Source organism: Bacillus sp. DE0042, assembly GCF_007680225.1.
Lineage (GTDB): Bacteria > Bacillota > Bacilli > Bacillales > Bacillaceae_G > Bacillus_A > Bacillus_A wiedmannii.
This window is the reverse complement of record NZ_VEJP01000026.1, coordinates 1-1,662: the sequence shown is the minus strand read 5'-3', so window position 1 is coordinate 1,662 and position 1,662 is coordinate 1. Positions and strand designations below refer to the sequence as shown.

The 1,662-nt window shown below is 31.7% G+C and carries 1 protein-coding gene; it reads left to right on the top strand.

Annotated elements, in window-relative coordinates; translation table 11 throughout:
• The first annotated feature begins 420 nt into the window (after positions 1–420).
• Entirely contained in the window at positions 421–1,350 is a 930-nt protein-coding gene (locus tag FS802_RS30590; RefSeq protein WP_000658257.1) for a DMT family transporter, read from the top strand.
• The last annotated feature ends 312 nt before the right edge of the window (positions 1,351–1,662 follow it).

The window sequence follows — 1,662 nt, the reverse complement described above, 5'->3', positions numbered from 1 at the left end:
GGTAGTTGGGACCTTGTCCCTGTGAGAGTAGGACGTCGCCAAGCAAAAACCTAAGTCGATTCGACTTAGGTTTTTTTGTGTTTATTTTTATGTACCAAATGTCATAATCCATAAATTTAGTAATCTTAAAGAGGAAAAAAGATGAAATAGGGACTGTCTAAACTAAAATTTGAGCGATAATGTCGTAAAAGGTGATAAAGTAATACATTTAAATATTAGTTTAAGGTAAGAATTACCTTTTTGTATTAATTGAGTCGTGGAATGACTAAAATATTTTACTTTTTATATGAAACCGTTATGTGGAAAATAGCTATTTAGTTGTTTTTCATATAACGGTTTTTCATTTTTAAAGGATTTTACATAAGAAAAAATCTATAATTAAGATAGTTAACATATATTTTTTGATGGGTGTGGGGGATTATGAAAGAAATATGCATGTTATTAGCGGCTGTTATATTATGGGGGACAGCCATCGCGCCAACAAAGTGGGCATTAGAATCTATTCAGCCATTTACTTTGTTATTTATTCGCCTTTTCTTAGCTGGTGGAATTTGTTTACTATTCTCATTTAAACAATTAAAAAGATCAGTTGTACATAAACAAGTCCCGTGGAAAAGAATGAGTTTACTATCTTTTACTGGTGTAGCTGGGTACTTTATGTTCACATCCTACGGTATTTCTTTAACGAGTGGATTGCATGTTAGTATTATTGATGCTGCTTTACCTTTAGTTACAATTCTTTTTTCAGCGTTCTTTTTGAAAGAAAAAATTCAGCTTAATTATTGGATCGGTATTGTATTGGGGGCTATCGGAGTACTTCTTATTACAATTCCATCTAGTAATGTCGATCAAGAAGTATCTTTAATAGGAGATATCCTTATTTTATTAAGTACGTTCTTATTTGCTTTCTATACAGTATTGCTGAAACGACCAAAACAAGAACAATATCTATCAAACAAGGTTTTTACAACATTAACTTTAATTATTGGAGCTGTTATTCTATTACCATTTGCAATGGCAGAAACTTTTTATTACGGTCTTCCAAAGATTGAAACGTGGAAGGCTGGACTAAGTGTAATATATCTTGTTATTGGAGCAACAATTTTAGCGTATTGGTTTTGGAATAGAGCATTAGAGACAGTCTCGGCATCAGTAAGTGGATTATATTTAAATGCGTTACCGTTAATAAGTATTGTTGCTTCAATTGTTCTATTAAATGAATCTTTGACGTGGAGAATAGTAATAGGTGGTAGCTTAGTTTTATTCGGAGTGATATGGGCGGATAAACGTAAATTAATTGATTTATTTATATCAGACGATCGAAATGTTAAAGAGAATGAAGAATGTTAAAGTTTATAAGAGTATGTATATAGTGTTTAATGAAAAGGACGCCTTGTATGTAATAGGATGTCCTTTTCATTACTTTCATTGAATGAGAGAAATGAAATAACTGAAACTCATATGGAAAATACCTTTGGAATTATTTTTATTATTAATTGAATAAAAGGTATTGACGATTAGAGTATAGAGGTGTAATATAGAACAAGTCGCCGATGCAATAACGCAGAACGCGGCAAACGAAATGAAAAACTTAGTTGACATTAACTAACGAAGATGTTAACATAAGGGAGTCGCAAATGAGCGACCGAGTAGTTCTTTGAA